Genomic DNA, 18,355 nt, shown 5'->3' with positions numbered 1-18,355 from the left:
TGGCCTGTTGACTGCGTTAGTTAGGGGCTTCTTCCACCGCACTTGCTATCGCTAACCCTTCCCCCTCGCCGTAGGCGCGGATGTCACGGCTGAGAATGCCAAAGTCAAACGCCTCCGTCTTGCCCTGGCTGGCCATCAGCTGAATCCAGCCCAGGCAGAGCACTATCGACACTACGATCGGGGCGGCAAAGCTGACCAGCAGATCGCCCGCGAAGGGCAAGCCATTCCAGGGGCTAAAGTCGGGCCGGGGGAAGAACAGGGCACCAGCGGCAATGGATGCGATCGCGCTCCAAAACGCCATCGTCCCCGTCAGCCGTCTGGAATACAGGCCAAACAGCACCGGAAACAGCGCCCCGGCGCAGACCAGATCGGCCAGCAAAAACAGGTACAGCACGTTGTAGCCCCGCGAGGCGATCGCGATCGCGGGAATGCCCACGGCGACCGTCAGCACCCGGCTCAGCCGCAAAATGCCATGGGTAGATTGATCGGGAAAAAAGCGCAGCAGATCGGGGGTAAATACGCTGGCGATGCCGTTGAGCAGCGAGTCCAGGCTACTCATCACCAGGGCCAGAACTAGCACCAGCACCGCAATGCTGACCCAGCCCGGCAGCGCCAGCGCCTGAATCAGCGAGAAAAAGGCGCGATCGTCGTTAAAGCCAAAGTTCATCGCCAAAATGCCCAGCAGCCCGGCAATAAACAGCATCGGCAAAATCAGCAGGAAGGAACCCAGAAAGGACTGCCGCACCACCCGATCGCTCTTGCAGGCGTAGATCCGCTGCCAGTTGGTCTGGTTAAACATCTCAGCGGCAATCACCGCGATTACCAGCGTGGCCCCAAACTGAATGCCGGGACCATTGGCCAGGGTCAGCAGTTCAGGCGCAGATTGGGATACGGGCGCGATCGCACTGCCCCAGCCGCCCAGGGCAAACACCGCAATGCCAAAGCTCAGCAGCAGCAGCGGCACAATCACCGCAAACTGGATGGCGTCGGTAAAGATCGTCGCCTCCAGGCCGCCCACCAGGGTGTAGATGAAGACAGCCGTGATCACCAGCAGGGCCGTGAGCCAGAGGGGGACGCCAGCCATGAGTTCGACGGCTTTTGCGATCGCGGTCAGCTCCGCCGCCAGGTACACAAACATGTAGAACACCACAATGCCAAGGGTCAGCCGGTACATGGCATGGCCAAAGCGATGCAGTACATACTCATTCAGCGAGTGACCCTTGGGCATGAGAAACCGCATGCGGGTGCCCAAAAAGGCAAACAGCGCCGCCGGAGTGGCCTGGCCAATGCAGTAGCCGACAATGCCCGCAATGCCGCTGGTGGCCCCTACCTCGGGCGGGCTAAACAAAATCCACGCGCCCATGGCAGACGCGACAATGGTGGCCAGAGCCATCGGGGTACCGACCCGGTTGCGGCTGACCATGTAGTCTTCCAGGGAAATAGCGCGGCGGCTGGCCTGGAGCAGCCCCAGCAGGGTAAAACTGGCCGTGGTAATCAAAATAACGGCGATCGCCGTTGCACTTAGCGTCGTCATATCACAACTCACCTCGTTAGGGTTGGGTGGTTGCTAGAGGCGGCTGCCTTAAAGAACAGGAGACTCGCAGAACACGTCTATGGATAGGGTCGGGTGGCATCGAGAGTTGAAGAGCGATAGATAGCCAGCACCAGCCTGTCGCTGATGCCAATTCACTGTTCTGGGAACAACTCCAGAACGCCTATACGCTCGTCGTTTCGGTGCGTGACCTCAATCAACGCTTTCCTCCGCTGGCATTAACCAGGTCAGGTTCTGAGGGTATGATCTCAGCCCGATTGCTCGGACACCCCTAGCTTGATAGCATCCTACCACTGGTGTTCGCCGCGATCGCCCATAATGGACATAAAGCTTATGAGCGCAGGACTCAACCATGGCCGAGCCCGTCACGATCGCAGACATTTACGCCCTCTTTCAAGCCTCTCGGGCTGAGGACGATCGCCGCGCTGCCGAAGCAGATCGCCGCGCTGCCGAGTCTGAGCGTCAGCTTCAAGAACTTAAACGTGTCGCGGCCAACACTAGCCGAGAAGTAGCGGGGCTAACGACCCGCTGGGGACAGTTTGTCGAAAACCTGGTCGCGCCAGCGGTAATTCGCCTGTTTCAAGAGCGGGGCATTGAGGTGCAGGAACTCTCCCGCCGCATGCAGTCGAAGCGGCCTGGGGCCGAGATGGAAATTGATATTTTTGCGGTGGATGGCGATGTCGCCGTTGCTGTGGAAGTTAAATCGCGCTTATCAAAGCAAGATGTGGATGATTTCTTGGCGCGGCTGGGGCGATTTCGGCAGGCGTTTCCCCATTACACCGGATATCAAATTCATGGGGCAGTGGCGGGCATTGAAATTGATGAAGGGGTAGATCGCTACGCTTACCAGCAGGGGCTATTTGTGATCAAGCAAATGGGCGATACAGTAGCCATTGCGAACGACACCACCTTTCAGCCCGCTGCCTGGTAGCTACTGCGTCCAGAAACCGGGTTTCTCCCTTGCAGTGCTACAAATCCTGGTTATTGGCTCAGAAACCCGGTTTCTCCCCAGGCGATATGCCCTCTACAGCCGCTTGTCGCCTCTAATCGACTCACCACCCGTTTAATGCCTGTTTCCACGTTCAGCCAGGCGGCATCGCGGTTCTCCCACTGCACCACTGGCTCCCCGTTCTGCGGTAGCCAGCTGAGCTTGTTAAAGGGCGTCCCTCGCCAATCCACCGGGCGCAGAATGATCGGGATGACGCGGGCCTCGCTTGCCTCGTGACGCTCCATGGCGCGGGTCATTTCGATGTCGTAGCAGTAGTCGGAGGCGATGAAGTCGGCGCTCACCAGCAGCAAAATGATGTCGGCCCGGTTGAGGTTGTCGTCGATGTCGCCCGCCCAGTCGTCGCCGGGGAGAATTCTGCGATCGTGCCAGGGTTGAATGAGCTCCTGCCGTTGCAGCAACTTCAGGTGGGTCTCCAGCTGTTCGCGCAGCAGGTCGTCTTTATGGGAATAGCTGAAGAATAGGCGCAGGGCCTGGCTGTGGCGTTCCATGGCGGTGGTGGGCTGGCGGGTGCCCTCCAAATCTACCCCATTGAGCAAGTCGCGAATGTTGAGCCGCACCACCTGGCCATCGATCACCTGGGGAAACTCCGTCAGGCGGCTTTCTTCCATCACGATCAGGTCTTGGTAGGGCAGGGCAATGCCGGGATGCCCCGGCACCGGCACCAGCTCTTTGGGGGTGAACTTAAAGCTGCGGTGGATGCGCTCAAAGTCAGAGCGAATCACCGCCAGGAGCCGACGACGACTGTTCATGGGGCCATCCACGCTGATCGACACGCAGCGATCTTGGGGGTCGGCTTTGACCAGGGCGCGGTTGCCCTCAAAGTGCAAAATCACCCCGGTGCGCCAGCGGAGCTGGTGCTCGCTCAGCACGTGGGTACGCACAATGAAGCGGGGCAGCAACCCCTCGGGCAAAATCGGGTATTCGTAGCGAAAGTTGAGGCAGTCTGCCGGGTCAAACTCAGCGGCGGCAGCAGGCTGCTGCTTGTCGAGCAGGTTGGGGATTAGGTAGCGATGTTCGTCGTCTTGAAAGCGAAAGCACAGTTCGAATTTGCGCATCAGCTCTAGCAAAAAGCCGTGGCGCTCGGCGGGGTAGTTTTGGGCGTCTAAATTGCGGGCAAGGCAGGCGGCTTCGAGTTCGCCTTTGGTGTCGGCGAGTTCGTGGGCGTTGAGCAGGGTGTAAATGCCGTTGGTGACCCAGTGGGGATTGAGCACGTGGGTATCGCGCAGGCGGGGGTCGTCTTTGTAGTTGAGGGCAATGCCGAGGCTGTGGAGATGCACGGCGAGGGAGTCTTGCGCCCCATAGTCGGTTTCGCCATCGGTCTGGCAAATGGCTCGATATTGCTCGAAGGATATGTAGTTGTCGGCCATTTCGGAAAGCTTGTTTTTGATCGCCACCCAACTGGCGGGGAAGGGATCGCGCAGGTGCTCTAGGGCAGGGCCATTTCATTCTCAAGGAAGGCTGAGGATGCTAGAGTTTCAGGCTGATCACCTTTTCGCTAAGGCTTATGCATCTTCCCTCGCAATCCTCTGCCGTTGGCTCGAAACCTAGCCTTGAGGCACGGCCTGAGAGAATTGAGATTCTCGAAGCCTTCGCGGACCTGCCGGATGTGCGTAAGGCATCTGGGAAGCGGCATCACATGGCCCTGTGCCTAGCACTTTTTACCCTGGCAGTGACGGCAGGCAATCGAGGATTTTTGTCCATTGGCGACTGGCTCAGGTGCTACCAGCACGATTTGATTGACCTCTTCGACCCGCCCAAAGGTCGTCTGCCCTCCTACAGTACAATTCGCCGAGTGCTACTGAAGCTGGACTATGGGGAGTATTCAGCGGCCTTAGCGCGGTTCTTTGGCATTGAAGCGTTACCGGGTGAAACCTTAGCGGTAGATGGCAAAGTCTTACGCGGGTCGTATCAACTAGAGCGTGACAATCCTGACTCTCCCCCGCATCCCGCCATTCTGCTGGTCAGTGCCTATCTAGTGGAGCGTGGGTTGATTCTGGAACCCTATCAGGTCAACCATAAAACCAACGAAATCAAAGCCTTGCCGGAATTCATCGAGCAACTGGCGCTCAAGGGGGTGGTGATTGCCTTTGATGCGGTTAGCACCCAAAAAAACCTGTCAACTCATCCTTGACACCAACAATCATTACTTGGGTGCCCTCAAAGGCAATCAAAGTAGCTTGCACAAAAGCGTTCAGGCCAACTTTATCGCTGAAGCCAGCTATACCGAGCTTAGTAAAGGGCATGGGCGACTGGAGAAGCGGGTCGTTAGCCTTTGCACAACCCTCGATACTATCAAGCCCTGGCCAGGTCTGAAGACACTGGTGCGCGTCGAGAGTGAGCGCCAATTCAACTACGGCGGACAGCCCCGCCGAGAAACCGAGACTCGCTATTATATCGCGTCGTTTTTAGAATCAGCGGAATCCTTTGCTCAGCGCATTCGGGGCTATTGGGGCGTCGAAAACAAAGTGCACCACGTTCGGGATGTGACCCAAGGCGAAGATGCTTCGCGCATCCGCATGCATCAGTTGCCGCAAATCTTTGCCGTCGCGCGTAACTTCGCGCTCAATCTCTATCGCTCCAACGAGTTCTCCAATATGGCTCAGGCTGAACGACTCTGCAAATTTGGCCTAGATACCCTCAAGACCATTTTTAGAATGAAATAGCCCTGGCTCTAGGGCGTCGGTTTTGCGCTCGATGGTGGCGAGGAGGTGGTCGATGCCCTGTCCAGTTTCGCAGTCGGTGGCGATGAATTCGCGAATGTTGGGGAATTTTTGCTGCAATGCGCCCCGGTTGACATCGAAGGGGTGCTCTTTGATTTTGTTGAGCACAACGAGAACGGGGGAGTCGCCGCCAAAGCTTTGGATGAGTTCGAGCCAGTACTCGGCATCGGCATCTTCGTGGCCCTGGCGACCGTTGAGCACCAGCAGGTAAAGGCTACGCTCGGTGAGAAAGAATTGATGGGTAGAGTGCATAATCTCTTGCCCACCAAAATCCCACACATGGAGTTTGATATCTTCAGCGTCGTTGAGAGCAATAGGCCACTGGGTAATCTGAATGCCCTCTGTCTTAGCAGATCTTGGGCTAAAATTTTGATAAATCAGGCGATTGACCAAGGACGTTTTTCCCACCGCGCCGAAACCCACCAAAATCATCTTGGCTTCATTCAGTGGAGTACGCTCAAATCGCAGCCGAAAATAGTAATCAAGGATATCTTTTGGAGTACTTGCTGTTGCTCCCTCATTAACCTCTTGCCACGTTGAACCAAGTATTTCTTTAGGCAATCCCAGAAAATCATTCCCATGGAGAAATAGTTCATTCAGATCTTTCAGGCAGTTCAATTCCACAGGAAGTATAGCTATCTGATTGTGAGACAGATTTAATTCTGTTATATTTTTAAGATTTTCAATCTCGGCCGGAATAGACTTCAATAAGTTTCTGGATAAGTTCAATTTTTCAAGCTTGCAAAGAGTAGTTAAACCCTCAGGGAAAGAAGCCAACTTGTTTCCAGATAGATCGACCTCCGTCAGGTCTCCAGCCTTGAAAATTTCTTGAGGAATATTTTTTAATCTATTCCATGAAAAATCCAGCACTTTAGGTCCGGGAATCCTGCCCATCTCCGCTGGAATAAAACTAATTTTATTGTCGGCAATCCTAAAAACCTCCAAAGAACTTAGCAGGCCAATTGAAATTGGTATGGAACTCAATCCATTGCTGCTAAGAAGCAAATCCCTAAGATTGATAAATCCATTGACACTTGACGAGAGTTCATTTATATAGTTGTTGCGAAGATCTAATGTTACCAGGTTTGGGAGGCTAGAAATATTTTCAATAAAACTTGGATCGTCTAAGCTGTTGCGCATCTAAATTGCATCAATAGCACTTCCCTTGTTTTTCGCCTTCCGATGCCAATTTATGGCCAGTTCTCCTTCATTGAGAAGCTTATTGATAAGAGCCTCGAGATCTTCAATAGACTTAAATAAACGATTTGAGATGAACTCTTTTGCTGAATGCCAAACCAATTCGACCAGATTGTAGTCCGGGCTATACTCAGGTAAAAACTCCAAAACTAAATTTGGCATCTCTAACTTTATCTTCTCTGTAAATTCCTCCTTTTTGTGAATGCTCGCATTGTCTAAAATAATCACAACCTTAGGCCCGTCTTTCTCAAATTCGCTCACGCTCCTATCCTCGCCAGCCCAGTCATAAATAACCTCCTCGTAAAAGTTCTTGAGAACCTTATAAAAATTTTCACCGGTTCCTTTGGGGAGAAAGTCCACCAACCGCTTCTTGTCCGAATAGCGGATTCCTCCCATCACATTGATACGTCCTTTCCGTCGAATTCCAGAAACCTTCTTGCGCGTCCCTTTCTTGACCCAATCCTTTCGACGTGTCACTCTCAAACTAAAGCCACATTCATCCCAAAACCAGACCTGGAGCTTCTCTGGGGATTCTTTAGTAATTCTTAAATACTCCAACAGTTTTGCCTTGAAGAGTTTTCGCTTCTCTGGATCTTGCTTCTCCTCTAAGCTATATTTGGCCCAGAGGTAAACGTACTTTTTTGACTTGAGAATCCTCCTCACTTGACTCCCACGGGAGCATCCCACTTTCGCGAAAACAGTGTCAGGGGGAGAATAGAGGGGTAGCTCAGGGACGACTCACCATGACCCCCGAAGACCAAAAGCGATTGGAAGCTTGTACAGCAGAGATTGCCGAGATTTTGTACCGCAATAGCAACCGAGACAGGCTCGATAGTCTGGAAAGCATTGAGCAAACCGTGCGACAGCAGATGCTGGAGGAGGTCAGCCCTCGAGTCGCCGTTTTTTTGTCAACCAGCAAGCCTACCCGGCCCGAGGCCGGGTTCGCCGACTGAAGAGTTTGGTGGGTTTCCTCCAGATTCGTCAAAGCCAGGCAGAACAGTTAGGCGTAAAGGCTTACAGCCGTCTCAGTGGTGGCCTAGAGAAAGCCAACTTACGCTTAAGTGCTAACGAATCGTTTCAAGGTGCAGAGGATGACATCGCGGCCCTGACCGGGATGAAGGTCGGGCACTCGACCCAACAACGCCTGGTGGGGCGTCAGTCGTTCGAGTCTGCCGAGGCCAAACAAGGCGTCAGTGAGGTCAGCATTGATGGCGGCAAAGTCCGTCTGCGTGACCTGGTGGAGTCCACCAGCCCGTGGCGAGACTACAAAGCGGTGCGGGTGCAAGGGATCTACTACAACGCCTTCTTCCAGGACAATGAGAGCTTGATTGACTATCTCAGCGCTCAGCGATTGCTCTCCCCGCTGGTCTGTCTGGGCGATGGTCACGCTGGGGTGTGGAATTTGTTTAGTCAACTCACCACCGTTGAGACCCGTTGGGAAATCCTCGATTGGTATCACCTCAAAGAAAACCTCTACAAAGTCGGTGGGTCGCTCAAGCGCTTAGCGGCGGCGGAAACGCTGTTATGGCAAGGTGAGGTGGCGTCTGCCCAGGCCCTCTTTGCGGACTGTCGGCGCAAGCAAGCCCGCAACTTTGAAGCTTATCTGAGCACCCATCGGGCTCGCATCGTGAATTATGGAGCCTATCAGAGTGAGCAACTCTGCTCCATTGGTTCAGGAGCCGTTGAGTCGGCTGTCAAACAGATTGGGCGACGTCTCCAAATCTCGGGTGCCCGCTGGAATACGGCCTCCGTCAATGCAATGTTGAGTCTGCGCTGTGCCTACCTCAATGGTCAACTCGCAAGTTGACTATTTTGTCGAAAGTGGGATGCTCCCACTCCCACTTAGCTGAATCCCGGTTTCTTGTTCTAAATATGTGGCGAGCCGAGCCGCCGTCCATCGACCAAATTCGTACCCCAATTCTTGAGGCTCTTTCTCAATGACATCCAATAATAAGTTGACATATTGATCGGTGGCCTTATGATAATTCCCATGCATTCGTTCATCGGTTACACTGGCTAAGTCACTTGGATTTCCGTGGGCACACCAATAGGCTACTTTCCTTAAGGAGCAACCTAGAAAGTCTGCAATCTCTTGCTGTTTTCTGCCATCATTTCGCAATAGCAGAATTAGAATACGCTCACGAACGTCGGGATGCTCATGAAATTTAAGCTGCTTCTGCAATTCCTGTTTCTCTTCGGCCGTTAGGTAATTCTTGATTGGCATGTATAACTCACCAAAATACACTCCCTAATATGTAGTTTAGATGCTTAACAGCTTATCTGATTGCTGTCTAAGTCAAGGAGTTCAAGATTGATTAGTTGATTAAACCTCTTTGGCAAACGCCTCAGTGAGTTTCTGTAAAGTTGCAGGTATCTTAGATTTCTTAAATTGCATATTGATTCTGGCAAATAGCTTATGCGATTTATCTGAAGGTCAAGTTCTTGAAGTCGCTGCAAATTTCCAATATTTTCACATAGCTTGTATAGATTGTTCCTTCTTACTTGCAATACCCTTAAATTCTCTAGTTTTGCCAGAATCAATGGCAAGGTGGTCAGCTCATTATCAGAAAGATCGATTTCTTCTATCCTCGTGAGCTTCCCTATGCTTTGAGGTAATGTCATTATCCCCAAGTTTGATAAGTCAAGCCTCATAGCACCACTTTGGAGTACAGCTTGAATTCGCCGCTCTGCTTCAGCTAATGGAGATGGAGCGTCGTCTTCTAAGTCGCTTGCATCCACCTCCACCTCCACCCCTAACACCCCAGCGATCGCCCTCACACTCTCCCCACTCACCCGCTTCCCCCGCTCCGGGTGAAACAACCGGCTCACTGTGTCGGCACTCACCCCCGCCCGTTCGGCGATCGCCGCAAACGTCCATCCCCGCTTCGCCTTCGCCGCCTGTAGCAGCTCCAGACCCTCCGGGCTAGCGAGAAAACCGCGCGATGACGACGACATAGGCCTTGGCGACAAAGAGAGCTTTGTTCAAGGGTATCCGGCGATTTCAGAAACCGGGTTGCTTCTTTGTTTTGTCCTAACCCTTCGCCACAGGTTCAGAAACCCGGTTTCTAGCTTCCACCTATCAAGAAGCTGCTTTGTATGGATGAATCTGCGCCAGGGCCTCGGCTTCTTCTTGCTGCGCCTGGTAGAGATCCCACCGGAGCTGTAGCGTCAGCCAAAAGTCGGCAGACATGGCAAAAAACTTAGCCAACCGCAGCGCCAGCCCCGGCGTTAGCCCCTGCTGCCCGCTGATCACCGCCTCAAGCTTTGCGGCTGGCACATTAATTGAGGTGGCCAAAGCCTGAGGAGAAAGCTCCATCGGCACCAAAAACTCTTCCAGCAGCATCTCTCCTGGGTGGGTGGGCAATCGATGGGTAGGCACTCTCATGGGCTAACCAATTCTAGTGATAATCAGCAATCTCAACTTCTGTCGCCCCTTGGTCTGACCAGCCAAAACAGATGCGGTATTGGTCATTGATGCGGATGCTGTACTGTCCAGCACGATCGCCTTTCAGCAATTCCAACCGATTGCCGGGAGGAACCTTCAGGTCATCGACGCTAAGCGCTGAATCAATCTGGTCGAGTTTGCGGGTAGCTCGCTTCCAAAGGTCTTGCGGGCAAACAGCCCTAGCGACCTTAGACGCTTTGCCGTTAAAGATGTCCTCGGTTCCCTGATTGCGGAAGGAGTGGATCATCTTTATTTAGCCGCCATTGCTGGCACTAGCATAACAAACTGTCCCAACGACCTGTAGCAGCGATCGCCCCTCCGGGCTAGAGAGAAAACCGCGCGATGACGACGACATAGGCCTTGGCGACAAAGAGAGCTTTGTTCAAGGGTATCCGGCGATGCCAGAAACCGCGACATCCAGACCCCAGGGTTCTGCTTTGGCGCAGCATCACTCTTGGCGATTGGCCTAGAACCCTGGGGTCTCGGGTTAGCGGCATCACCCGAGCGGCAAAGCTAGAGTCAAGACAACTCGGCCTAATCAAGGAATCCTATGCTGAAAACCGTTGAGGGCATGTACCAAGATGGGCAGATTCAGCTGTCAGAGCTGCCCGAGGGCGTCAGCGATCGCGCCCAGGTGCTAGTCACATTTCTTCAGCCAGGCAGCCTTGACCCCGCCAAGCTTCAGCAGCTAATCGACCAGCTAGAGACCATTGCGGGCATTCAGCAGGGGCTCGAAGCCGTTGAGGCTGGGCAAACTCGCCCCCTTGAAGAAGTAGAAGAATCCTTGAGCGATTCCGGGACGGATCGCTTCGCGAATCGCCTCCGTAGTCTGCGCACCAAAATTGTTGCTAGTGGTGAACCTCTACTCAACCAAACTACCCTTGGGCAAGAACTGGCCTCTCGCCGTGGCGGCGCAGAGCTAGATGAATAACACGCACCTTAATCTATCCCTAATTTTTTGCATCACGGCCCTGTGCCGCCTGGTCATCACTATTTTTATTCCAGCAAATCAGCTACTTATGTCTTGCTGCTGACGTTTCAGCTAACGCTGTTCAATATCGAAAGCATCTTTCCGTCTCGCTCTTCTAGCACAGTGATCGACCATTTCTAAAGCATTTTATATACAACCAATTCTTCCATGGATTAGGTTTGCTTATGAAAAAATCGCTTAAAAGCTATTTGACTTGTTGAAAAGCTTAGCCCAGTATTGGTCTTAGAAGAAACCCATCAAACAGCCTTAAATAGAGCGAAGTCAATCATTCAAATTGATTTTTCTGGGGCTGGATGTTTTCTTCCTTTAGATTATTTTGTGGTGTAGGGAAACTTAAATGTCTTTAGGTATCGAATATGCTTCCTCCAAAGTGGGGGGCGTTTTGCTGTGTCTTTTAGCTGGGTGGGTAGGCTCTCAAGAGCCTGTTTTAGCGCAGGTCGCGACCACTATAGAAGAGGTGTCAGCTATAGGCGATCGCTCTGACACAGATGACCTGCCAATTTCTCAAGACCCATCGGGTTTATTCACGGCACAGGTTACTTCAGTTTCTGAGTTAACCGATGTGCAACCCTCTGATTGGGCATTTCAGGCACTCCAGTCTTTAATTCAGAACTATGGCTGTTTGGAGGGATATCCGGACCGCACCTTTCGCGGCGATCGCTCTCTAACTCGCTATGAATTTGCTGCGGGCTTGAACTCCTGCTTAGACGTCATGTCTACATTGATCAGCAATGGCTCAAACATTCCTGAAGAAGATTTAGCCACACTGCAACGCTTGCAAAACGAGTTTACCAGCGAATTAGCTGCTCTCGAAGGGCGAGTCAGTGGTTTAGAAGCAGACGTAGCTGATTTGAGGGGAACTCAATTTTCTACCACGACAAAACTTGCTGGCGAGGCCATTTTCAGTTTGTCTACGGCCAATGGTGGACCCAATAATGTGGGTACTGGAATTGCCTTTAACAATCGACTGCGGCTAAATCTCAATACCTCCTTCAGCGGACGGGATTTGCTGATCGTAGGTTTGCAGTCGGATGCGTTCGGGGGTGGCTTTGGGGCCACTGGAAGCCTGCCCGAGGCCTTGGGGTTAGGTGATCCTGTCTTTGGCACGGCCAGTAATGTGAGTTTAGGAACCGCCCCTGAATTTGGGCTCACCAACCCCAGCAATCTGTCCAATCGAGGTTTGAACGATGTCAACCTCTATAAACTTCTCTACGTGTTTCCGGTGGCCGATCGGTTAACAATGTTTGTCGGCCCCAGGGTTGAGGCCACAGATGCTTACCCTGCCATTGCCCCCTTTGCCAACGCCAGCCAAGGTGCTGTATCTCGTTTTGCTACCACCGACAACGCCGTTACCCGAGTGTCTGGGGGCACTTCAGGAATTGGGTTAGCCTCGGCTGCTGGAGCCATTTGGGATTTGTCTGACCAGGTAAATTTAACGGCTTTCTATGGCAGCGTAAATGCCGCCGTTGGTGAGAATAATGGTCTGCTGGGTACGCCTTCTACGCCTCTCGGGGATGGGCTATTTGGCGGCAGCTACGTGTTCTCATCGCGACTGGCGTTTAATTTTGGGGATAACCTTAAGTTTGGGCTCAACTACGCCAATAGCTATCACCAAATCAACATTTTGGGTACGGGCCTCAGCGCATCAGACATTAACGCGGTACAGTTTTCGCCCAATGCTCAGCAATTAGCTGCAACCGGAGGAAATGCTACATTAGCGGTTTTAGATGAAGGAATTCGGCTTAACTCCGTCGGTGCGACTTTGAACTGGCAGTTTGCTCCTAGCGTCGATTTAACGGTGTCGGGAAGCTACATTTTTGCTGACCTGGTTGATCTCAACGCCTCAACAAATTTTGTGAGTTGGCTAGTCGGTCTTCATTTTAGAGATGTTTTTAGCGAAGGCAATACAGCAGGGCTGATTTTCGGTCAGCCGCTCAATCGAGTTTCGGTTGGGGGCATTGCAGTTAATCCTGAAAATGCTGACCCTTACCATGTTGAGGGCTACTTCAACATGCGCGTGAACGATAAAATCAGCATTACTCCTGGAGTATATGCCGTGTTTAACCCGGAGGGGCAAAGCAGTAATAGCACTACCGTGGTAGGCGTTTTGAGGACAACGTTTACGTTTTAGCAGGCATAGCATTTCCCATCGCAAGAAATCTGCGCGATGAAGCTATAGGGTTCTCGATCGCTCGATTGAGTCGGGTACACAGTTGCTGAGTTCTAAATTCCCCCCTGTTGCCCTTATCGAGGGAGGCAGGGGGGATTATCTCGATGGACTTCACCCGAGTAAAATCTGCCGTTATGATTGAGACATCCCTATCGGGCAAAGCCACTTGCCATGACCGCAACGCCAGAACCCAGAGACTTTCAAAGCGAAGTACTTGAGCGCCTGGAACGTCTAGAGCAACAGCTAGATGCCAGCGTCGATCGCCTGGAGCAAAAGCTCGACACCGATATTCAGCGACTGGATGAGCGCACCGACAAATGGGAAGAGCGTTTCTTGCAGCTGTCGAAGGATAACCTGGCCATCTCGCGTACCGTGATCATTGCTGCGGCTACGGTGGTTATTTTCGGTAGTCTGCTCGATAAAGCCGAGATTTTAGTGGAAGGCGCAACGCGGCTGTTTGGGAATTAGGACTGAATGGCAGAAGTTTGGTGAGTATTTTGGCAAGCTAGGGAGCGGGGGAGCCAGGGAGCCAAAACGGTGGGTGTGGTTCCGCCTTGGAGTATTTGCGATCGCGAACCGGGAGAGGCAAATATGGCTGACTCTCCCCATCATCCCGATACGATCAACGCTGGCCCTCTTTAAGAATTCTTTCGCCAGCCAGAGGACGGCCTGGGGGAGAAACGCTAGGCTTAAGCCAGAAAAATGTGAAGAAGAAAAATGAAGGAGACCCCATGGGACTGGGCTTACTCGTCAACGGCCAGTGGCAGCAAAAGCGTGACCAGGAAGATGAGCAGGGGCGTTTTGTGCGGCCCGAAACCGACTTTCACCACTGGACGAAAGCCGATGGCAGCAGCGACTTTAAGCCGGAGGCGGGTCGCTACCATCTGTACGTCTCGCTGGCCTGCCCCTGGGCGCACCGCACGCTGATTATGCGCGAGCTGAAGGGTCTCACCGATGCGATTTCTCTATCTATTGTTGACCCGTACATGGGCGACGACGGCTGGTTCTTTAGCGACTACCCCGGCACAATTCCTGACATGGTGAATGGGGCGAAGTACCTGCGCGAAATCTATACCAGGGCCAAGCCCGATATTTCGGGTCGGGTGACGGTGCCGATTTTGTGGGACAAACAGACGGGCACCATCGTCAACAACGAGTCGCGCGAAATCATTCGCATGCTCGATACCGAGTGGAACGACATTGCCACCAACGACGTTGACCTTTACCCCGAAAAGCTCCGGGCTAAAGTTGACGACGCCATCGACGCCATCTATCAGCCGATTAACAATGGCGTGTACCGGGCCGGGTTTGCTACCAAGCAGGGCGCTTACGAAGAAGCGGTGACCGAGCTATTCGACGCCCTCGACCATTGGGAAGAGGTGCTGGGCCAGCAGCGCTACCTGTGCGGCGATCGCCTCACCGAAGCCGATATCTGCATGTTCACCACCCTTTACCGCTTCGATGCGGTTTACTACGTGCATTTCAAGTGCAACCTGCGCCGCATTGTCGACTACCCCAATCTGTGGGGCTACCTGCGCGACCTGTACCAGCAGCCCGCCTTCAAGAACACCTGCAACTTAGAGCACATCAAGCGCCACTACTACATGAGCCACCCCGGCGTGAACCCGCACCAGATTGTGCCCCTGGGGCCAGTGATTGACTTTGATGAGCCGAGCGATCGCGCCCAGCAATTCAGCCTTACCGCTGGCAGCGCCCGCTAGCCTAAATATCCCAGGCTTTTCTGAGCCCCTGGAGGCGGTAGTAGGCGGCCTTGGGCTGGTTTTGGCGGTTGAGCAGGCCACCAAAGGGCCAAAAAGCGCCCTGGTCTGATAAGTCCCACCAGGTGACGGCGGCAATCTCGGGTTTGCTGTAGGCCAGGGTGTAGACCTGCTCCACCCAGTCGGCCTGCACGGCTTCGCTCCAGGGGGCATGCCAGAGGCCCGTGGCCTCGCCAATTTGGGAGTTTTCGTCGTTGCCCGTGCCAGACGAGCAGGCCATTTCGGTAATGTGGACGGGCTTGCCCAGGGCGGTGAAGCGATCGAGCAGGCGATCGATCTCAAACATATCCTGGTCGGGGTAGTAGAGCTGGAGGCCAATGACCTCGAAGTCGATGCCTGCGGCCAGGCAGGCCTTGAGGTACTGGTATGGACTGCGCTGGGGCGGGCCGTAAATGGCGACATTGCGCGCCCACAGACAGCAGCTGTTGACCACGCGCTGCACCGCCGGGTAGCCCTCCTTGGCCGTTTCGCAGGCCATGCGGGTGAGGTCGAGAAACTGGGCCTGGTTGTAGCCGAGGGCGTTGGCCCAGGGGGCACCGTGGGCTTCGTTAATCACGTCGTAGGCGGGAATGCGTTCCCCGTAGCGCCGGGTAATGTCCAAAATTCGCTGGCGCAGGGCCGCTTTGACCTGCTCGTAGGGCAGCGGCTGCACCCAGTCGGGCACGATGCCGTCGTAGAACCACACTAGCGGGTGTCCTTTGGGGGCAATGCCGGTGTGCTGGAGCCAATTCACCTGGGCATCGACGGCGGCGTAGTCGGGCTGGCCGCGCTCTGGCTCCATGGGCTTCCAGTAAAAGGGCACGGTGGCGATGGAGAAAAGAGCCTCGAAGTAGCGATCGTAGTCGGGGCCGAAGTAAGGATGGCTAAAGGCGTTGCAGCCGAACTTAAAACCCTGGCGCGGCGCGGTTCGCACAATGCGCTGGCGGGCGCGGCTGAGGGCGGCTTCTTCCCCGGCCCATAGCCCCTCGACTAGAGCGTTATTCCACAGAGAAATTTGGGTTTGCAGATCGGGGGCTTGCCCTGCCTGGCTGAGGTAAGCCTGGGCGCGCTGAAGGCGATCGCGCACGCTGGCAGGAATACCATAGCCCTGTTGCTGCCAGCGATCGCAGGCGGTAGCGACTCGGTGCAGGCGATCGCGCGCAAAGGCCCCATTCACCACCAGCGGAAAGTCGCTCGGTGTGAACCCGCGCCCCCGATTGTCGGCGTAGAGGGTGACATCGCCAAAGCCAAGGGCGGGCAGTTGAAGGGCGATGGCAAAGGGAAAAGGCGGCGGCTGGGATGTCAGAATGCCGTCTGCTACGGTGCGATCGGGGTGGGGGATGGGCTCGTCCTTGAGGTCGAGAAAGTAGAGGCGGTTGAGGTCATCCTTTGGGAAAGGGTTGCCGTTGGGCAGATAGGCGTGCAGTACCAGCGGCGGCGGGCTGGCGAGGACTTTCCCTGAGCAGTAGCCCAGGCCTGAAGCTGTGAGAGCGGTGGTGGTGGTGTAGCGGAGGAACGGGCGGCGTTTCATATCGTTGGGAAGCTTCAAGAAGGCCTAGGTACGAAAAGCATGTTATGTGGCGCACTGGCACCAGAGGCAAGGGCAGTTAATGCTCTCAAGTAAATGAGGATCGACCTATGCTAGCCTCGCCATTGGCGAGCATGAGTAGTATAGAGAAAGTTAACCTGTTGCATTGCCATGGCCCAAGCCGCTGACGATCTCAACGCTAACCCGACTCAGGCACAGCAAATTCTCGAAGAAGTGCGAGAGCTGCGCCAGGAGGTTGAGCAGGCTAACCAAAAAAATAACGAATTTAACCAGAAGTTCGATAATTACCAGAAGGCGACCCAGTGGGTTGTGCAATTGGCCTTTAGCCTGATTGCCGCCGCCACCGTAACGGTAATTGTCTCAACGGTGCTGGGTCGATAGCTACTGACCCGCCGCAAAGACTTGGCCAGCGGTCAGGCTGAGGCTGGGGAAGGTAAGCAATTGAAGGCGATCGCTATCAAAAGCAGGTGCTTCAGGGTATCGATCGCCCTCCAGCACGCACAACGTCAGCATCGGCTGCTTGAGGGTGCCGATGCAGTATGTTTCCCTAATCTTAGGCAACCCAAAACCTAACACTTCAAACAATACGTTATTAGCAAAGAGATATAAAGGATTTTTATATCGCTACAACTACACTCAATAGAGGTTTTCTTACTTGCTAGATGCCTAAATGTTTTCTTAGAGACACTGGAATGTTTTTAGCATTAACCATCTCGGCGTTATCAGGCCAGAAAGTATTATTATCCCATTGAATATTCAGAAGATCTGTGTCTTTGAGATTGGCTCTACTAAGATAAGCACCTCTAATATCTGCACCGCTAAAATTAGCTCCCTCAAGATTAGATCTACTAAGAATGGCTCTTTGAAGGTTGGCTGAGCTAAAGTCTGCTTTTGCAAGATCAGATTCACTAAGGTCAGTCTCAATAAGTAAAGCTTTTGTAAAAGTCGCTGCTATACCTCTTGCTCCTACTAAAGCAGCACCAGTCAAATCGGTTCCAACTAGATAAGCTTTCTCAAGTGAAGCTTTTGTTAGATTAGCGTTGCCGAGGATAGTTCCTGTGAGAGTTGCTCCGTTGAGTTCAGCACCATTGAGATTTGCGCCTCTAAGATCAGCATCACTCAGGTCAGCTCTATTGAGGCTAGCTCTCAAAGTACCACCACTAAAAATAGTTGACTTTAAGTTCGCCTCATCGAGATTAGCACCGCTTATGTTCGAGTCACTCAGATTTGCTTCGCTCAAATCGACTCTCTTCATATCAATCCCTTGAAGGTCTAAGTATCGAAGATCTGCTTGACTTAGATCTGCTGAGCTCAAAGATATGTACTGTAGAGCGCCTGTCTCTTTGAGAAACTTTACTACTGAAGCTTTACGGGTTCCGTCAAGTTCTCTCAAGATTGCAAGAGTCATAGCACGGGTTACAGCAACAAGCTTTTTTCTCTTTTCATTTTCTATCGTTCCATCGTCAGCCTCCTTCCAAACCGCATATTTCAATGGCCAAGCTTCATCTAAAAGCCGCTGAGTAATTTTTTCAAAGTAGTCCTTTAGAACTCCTTGTCTTTCTTTGTCTTGTGCAAGCTTTTTCTCTTGCTCTAAACGAACCTCTTGTTCCTCCTTCTCTCTATCCTCTCTTCTTTTTGCCTGATTGCTAAAGTACTCACTCGAAAGAATCCCTAGAATAGCTAATGCAGCAGGTGCAATCAGGAGTTCAAGCCATTCCCAAATGGACTTCCCAAGCAGAGTACATGTATCTAGATTTAACCGACTTGAAACGCAAATGTAAACCCCAGAAAAATTGCTGAAGGCGATGATGATCACAAAGGTAATCAATGCCAATGATGTATAAAATCCATTGCCCTTTGTCATTCTCGGAAGCGCCTTTTGGAATAATAGTTTATTTCCCAAAAAGACTTTGGGTAGTTGATCTCTCTAGAAAAATGCGCAAATAATGAATTCATCTTGATATT

The 18,355-nt window shown here is 52.8% G+C and carries 15 protein-coding genes, 4 pseudogenes and 1 riboswitch; of the genes and pseudogenes, 8 read left to right on the top strand and 11 right to left on the bottom strand.

Annotated elements, in window-relative coordinates:
* Positions 1-16 precede the first annotated feature (16 nt).
* On the bottom strand, positions 17-1,534 hold the full coding sequence (locus tag LEPTO7104_RS0112495; RefSeq protein ID WP_017298918.1) for a sodium:solute symporter family transporter: 1,518 nt from the start codon (positions 1,532-1,534) through the stop codon (positions 17-19).
* A 205-nt stretch (positions 1,535-1,739) separates the two neighbouring features.
* Positions 1,740-1,835: riboswitch (TPP riboswitch) on the bottom strand.
* 69 nt (positions 1,836-1,904) lie between these two features.
* On the opposite strand from LEPTO7104_RS0112495, the gene LEPTO7104_RS0112490 reads away from it, so the two are divergent.
* Positions 1,905-2,483 carry a hypothetical protein gene (locus LEPTO7104_RS0112490; RefSeq protein WP_017298917.1) on the top strand — a complete coding sequence of 193 codons (579 nt, stop codon included), beginning with the start codon at positions 1,905-1,907 and terminating at the stop codon, positions 2,481-2,483.
* 50 nt (positions 2,484-2,533) lie between these two features.
* On the opposite strand, the gene LEPTO7104_RS33655 is transcribed toward LEPTO7104_RS0112490, so the two are convergent.
* The gene (locus LEPTO7104_RS33655; RefSeq protein WP_017298916.1) at positions 2,534-3,955 is read right to left on the bottom strand and encodes a COR domain-containing protein; all 1,422 of its coding nucleotides are present in this window, start codon (positions 3,953-3,955) and stop codon (positions 2,534-2,536) included.
* Positions 3,956-4,065: 110 nt separating this feature from the next.
* Between LEPTO7104_RS33655 and LEPTO7104_RS43595 the strand changes: the two are divergent.
* Positions 4,066-5,224, top strand: a pseudogene (locus LEPTO7104_RS43595) (ISAs1 family transposase).
* Here the strand turns inward: LEPTO7104_RS43595 and LEPTO7104_RS38215 are convergent.
* Both LEPTO7104_RS38215 and LEPTO7104_RS0112460 read right to left on the bottom strand, forming a co-directional pair.
* The gene (locus LEPTO7104_RS38215) at positions 5,189-6,421 is read right to left on the bottom strand and encodes a GTP-binding protein (RefSeq protein WP_083887059.1); all 1,233 of its coding nucleotides are present in this window, start codon (positions 6,419-6,421) and stop codon (positions 5,189-5,191) included. The pseudogene LEPTO7104_RS43595 and the gene LEPTO7104_RS38215 sit on opposite strands and share 36 nt — an antisense overlap.
* Positions 6,422-7,150: pseudogene (locus LEPTO7104_RS0112460) on the bottom strand (IS630 family transposase); the annotation flags it as partial. It lies immediately after the preceding gene.
* A gap of 71 nt (positions 7,151-7,221) precedes the next feature.
* Here LEPTO7104_RS0112460 and LEPTO7104_RS0112450 point away from each other — a divergent pair.
* Positions 7,222-8,285, top strand: a protein-coding gene (locus LEPTO7104_RS0112450) for an ISKra4 family transposase (protein WP_155523613.1) whose coding sequence is annotated in 2 segments (ribosomal slippage) — positions 7,222-7,378 and positions 7,378-8,285 — 1,065 coding nt in all. Because the reading frame shifts where the segments join, the coding sequence is not laid out codon by codon here.
* 27 nt (positions 8,286-8,312) lie between these two features.
* Here LEPTO7104_RS0112450 and LEPTO7104_RS0112445 read toward each other — a convergent pair.
* The 4 genes and pseudogenes from LEPTO7104_RS0112445 to LEPTO7104_RS0112430 all read right to left on the bottom strand — a co-directional run.
* Positions 8,313-8,702 (bottom strand): annotated as a pseudogene (locus tag LEPTO7104_RS0112445) (helix-turn-helix domain-containing protein); the annotation flags it as partial.
* Between the two features lie 44 nt (positions 8,703-8,746).
* Entirely contained in the window at positions 8,747-9,433 is a 687-nt protein-coding gene (locus LEPTO7104_RS36915) for a helix-turn-helix domain-containing protein (RefSeq protein ID WP_017298907.1), read from the bottom strand.
* Positions 9,434-9,557: 124 nt separating this feature from the next.
* A complete protein-coding gene (locus tag LEPTO7104_RS0112435; RefSeq protein WP_040695415.1) occupies positions 9,558-9,863 on the bottom strand; it encodes a HigA family addiction module antitoxin in 306 nt (101 codons plus the stop codon).
* A gap of 13 nt (positions 9,864-9,876) precedes the next feature.
* On the bottom strand, positions 9,877-10,170 hold the full coding sequence (locus LEPTO7104_RS0112430; RefSeq protein ID WP_017298905.1) for a type II toxin-antitoxin system RelE/ParE family toxin: 294 nt from the start codon (positions 10,168-10,170) through the stop codon (positions 9,877-9,879).
* Positions 10,171-10,473: 303 nt separating this feature from the next.
* On the opposite strand from LEPTO7104_RS0112430, the pseudogene LEPTO7104_RS43590 reads away from it, so the two are divergent.
* From LEPTO7104_RS43590 to LEPTO7104_RS0112405, 4 genes and pseudogenes are all read left to right on the top strand, one after another.
* A pseudogene (locus LEPTO7104_RS43590) lies at positions 10,474-10,716 on the top strand (hypothetical protein); the annotation flags it as partial.
* A gap of 535 nt (positions 10,717-11,251) precedes the next feature.
* Positions 11,252-13,045, top strand: coding sequence for an iron uptake porin (locus LEPTO7104_RS0112420; protein ID WP_026072636.1), 1,794 nt, complete (start codon positions 11,252-11,254; stop codon positions 13,043-13,045).
* Between the two features lie 210 nt (positions 13,046-13,255).
* Positions 13,256-13,552: a hypothetical protein gene (locus LEPTO7104_RS0112415; RefSeq protein WP_017298902.1), complete on the top strand. Its 297-nt coding sequence runs from the start codon at positions 13,256-13,258 to the stop codon at positions 13,550-13,552.
* A gap of 263 nt (positions 13,553-13,815) precedes the next feature.
* Positions 13,816-14,805, top strand: coding sequence for a glutathione S-transferase family protein (locus LEPTO7104_RS0112405; protein ID WP_017298900.1), 990 nt, complete (start codon positions 13,816-13,818; stop codon positions 14,803-14,805).
* A gap of 1 nt (position 14,806) precedes the next feature.
* Here the strand turns inward: LEPTO7104_RS0112405 and LEPTO7104_RS0112400 are convergent, their stop codons facing one another.
* Positions 14,807-16,372 carry an endo-1,4-beta-xylanase gene (locus LEPTO7104_RS0112400; protein ID WP_017298899.1) on the bottom strand — a complete coding sequence of 522 codons (1,566 nt, stop codon included), beginning with the start codon at positions 16,370-16,372 and terminating at the stop codon, positions 14,807-14,809.
* A 168-nt stretch (positions 16,373-16,540) separates the two neighbouring features.
* On the opposite strand from LEPTO7104_RS0112400, the gene LEPTO7104_RS0112395 reads away from it, so the two are divergent.
* Positions 16,541-16,771: a ssr2422 family thylakoid membrane protein gene (locus LEPTO7104_RS0112395; RefSeq protein ID WP_017298898.1), complete on the top strand. Its 231-nt coding sequence runs from the start codon at positions 16,541-16,543 to the stop codon at positions 16,769-16,771.
* On the opposite strand, the gene LEPTO7104_RS0112390 is transcribed toward LEPTO7104_RS0112395, so the two are convergent.
* On the bottom strand, positions 16,772-16,951 hold the full coding sequence (locus tag LEPTO7104_RS0112390; RefSeq protein ID WP_155523612.1) for a hypothetical protein: 180 nt from the start codon (positions 16,949-16,951) through the stop codon (positions 16,772-16,774).
* A gap of 97 nt (positions 16,952-17,048) precedes the next feature.
* On the bottom strand, positions 17,049-18,254 hold the full coding sequence (locus LEPTO7104_RS36910) for a pentapeptide repeat-containing protein (protein WP_017298896.1): 1,206 nt from the start codon (positions 18,252-18,254) through the stop codon (positions 17,049-17,051).
* Positions 18,255-18,355 lie beyond the last annotated feature (101 nt).

This window comes from Nodosilinea nodulosa PCC 7104, from assembly GCF_000309385.1.
Classification (GTDB): domain Bacteria; phylum Cyanobacteriota; class Cyanobacteriia; order Phormidesmidales; family Phormidesmidaceae; genus Nodosilinea; species Nodosilinea nodulosa.
This window is presented reverse-complemented; position numbering and strand designations above follow the sequence as displayed.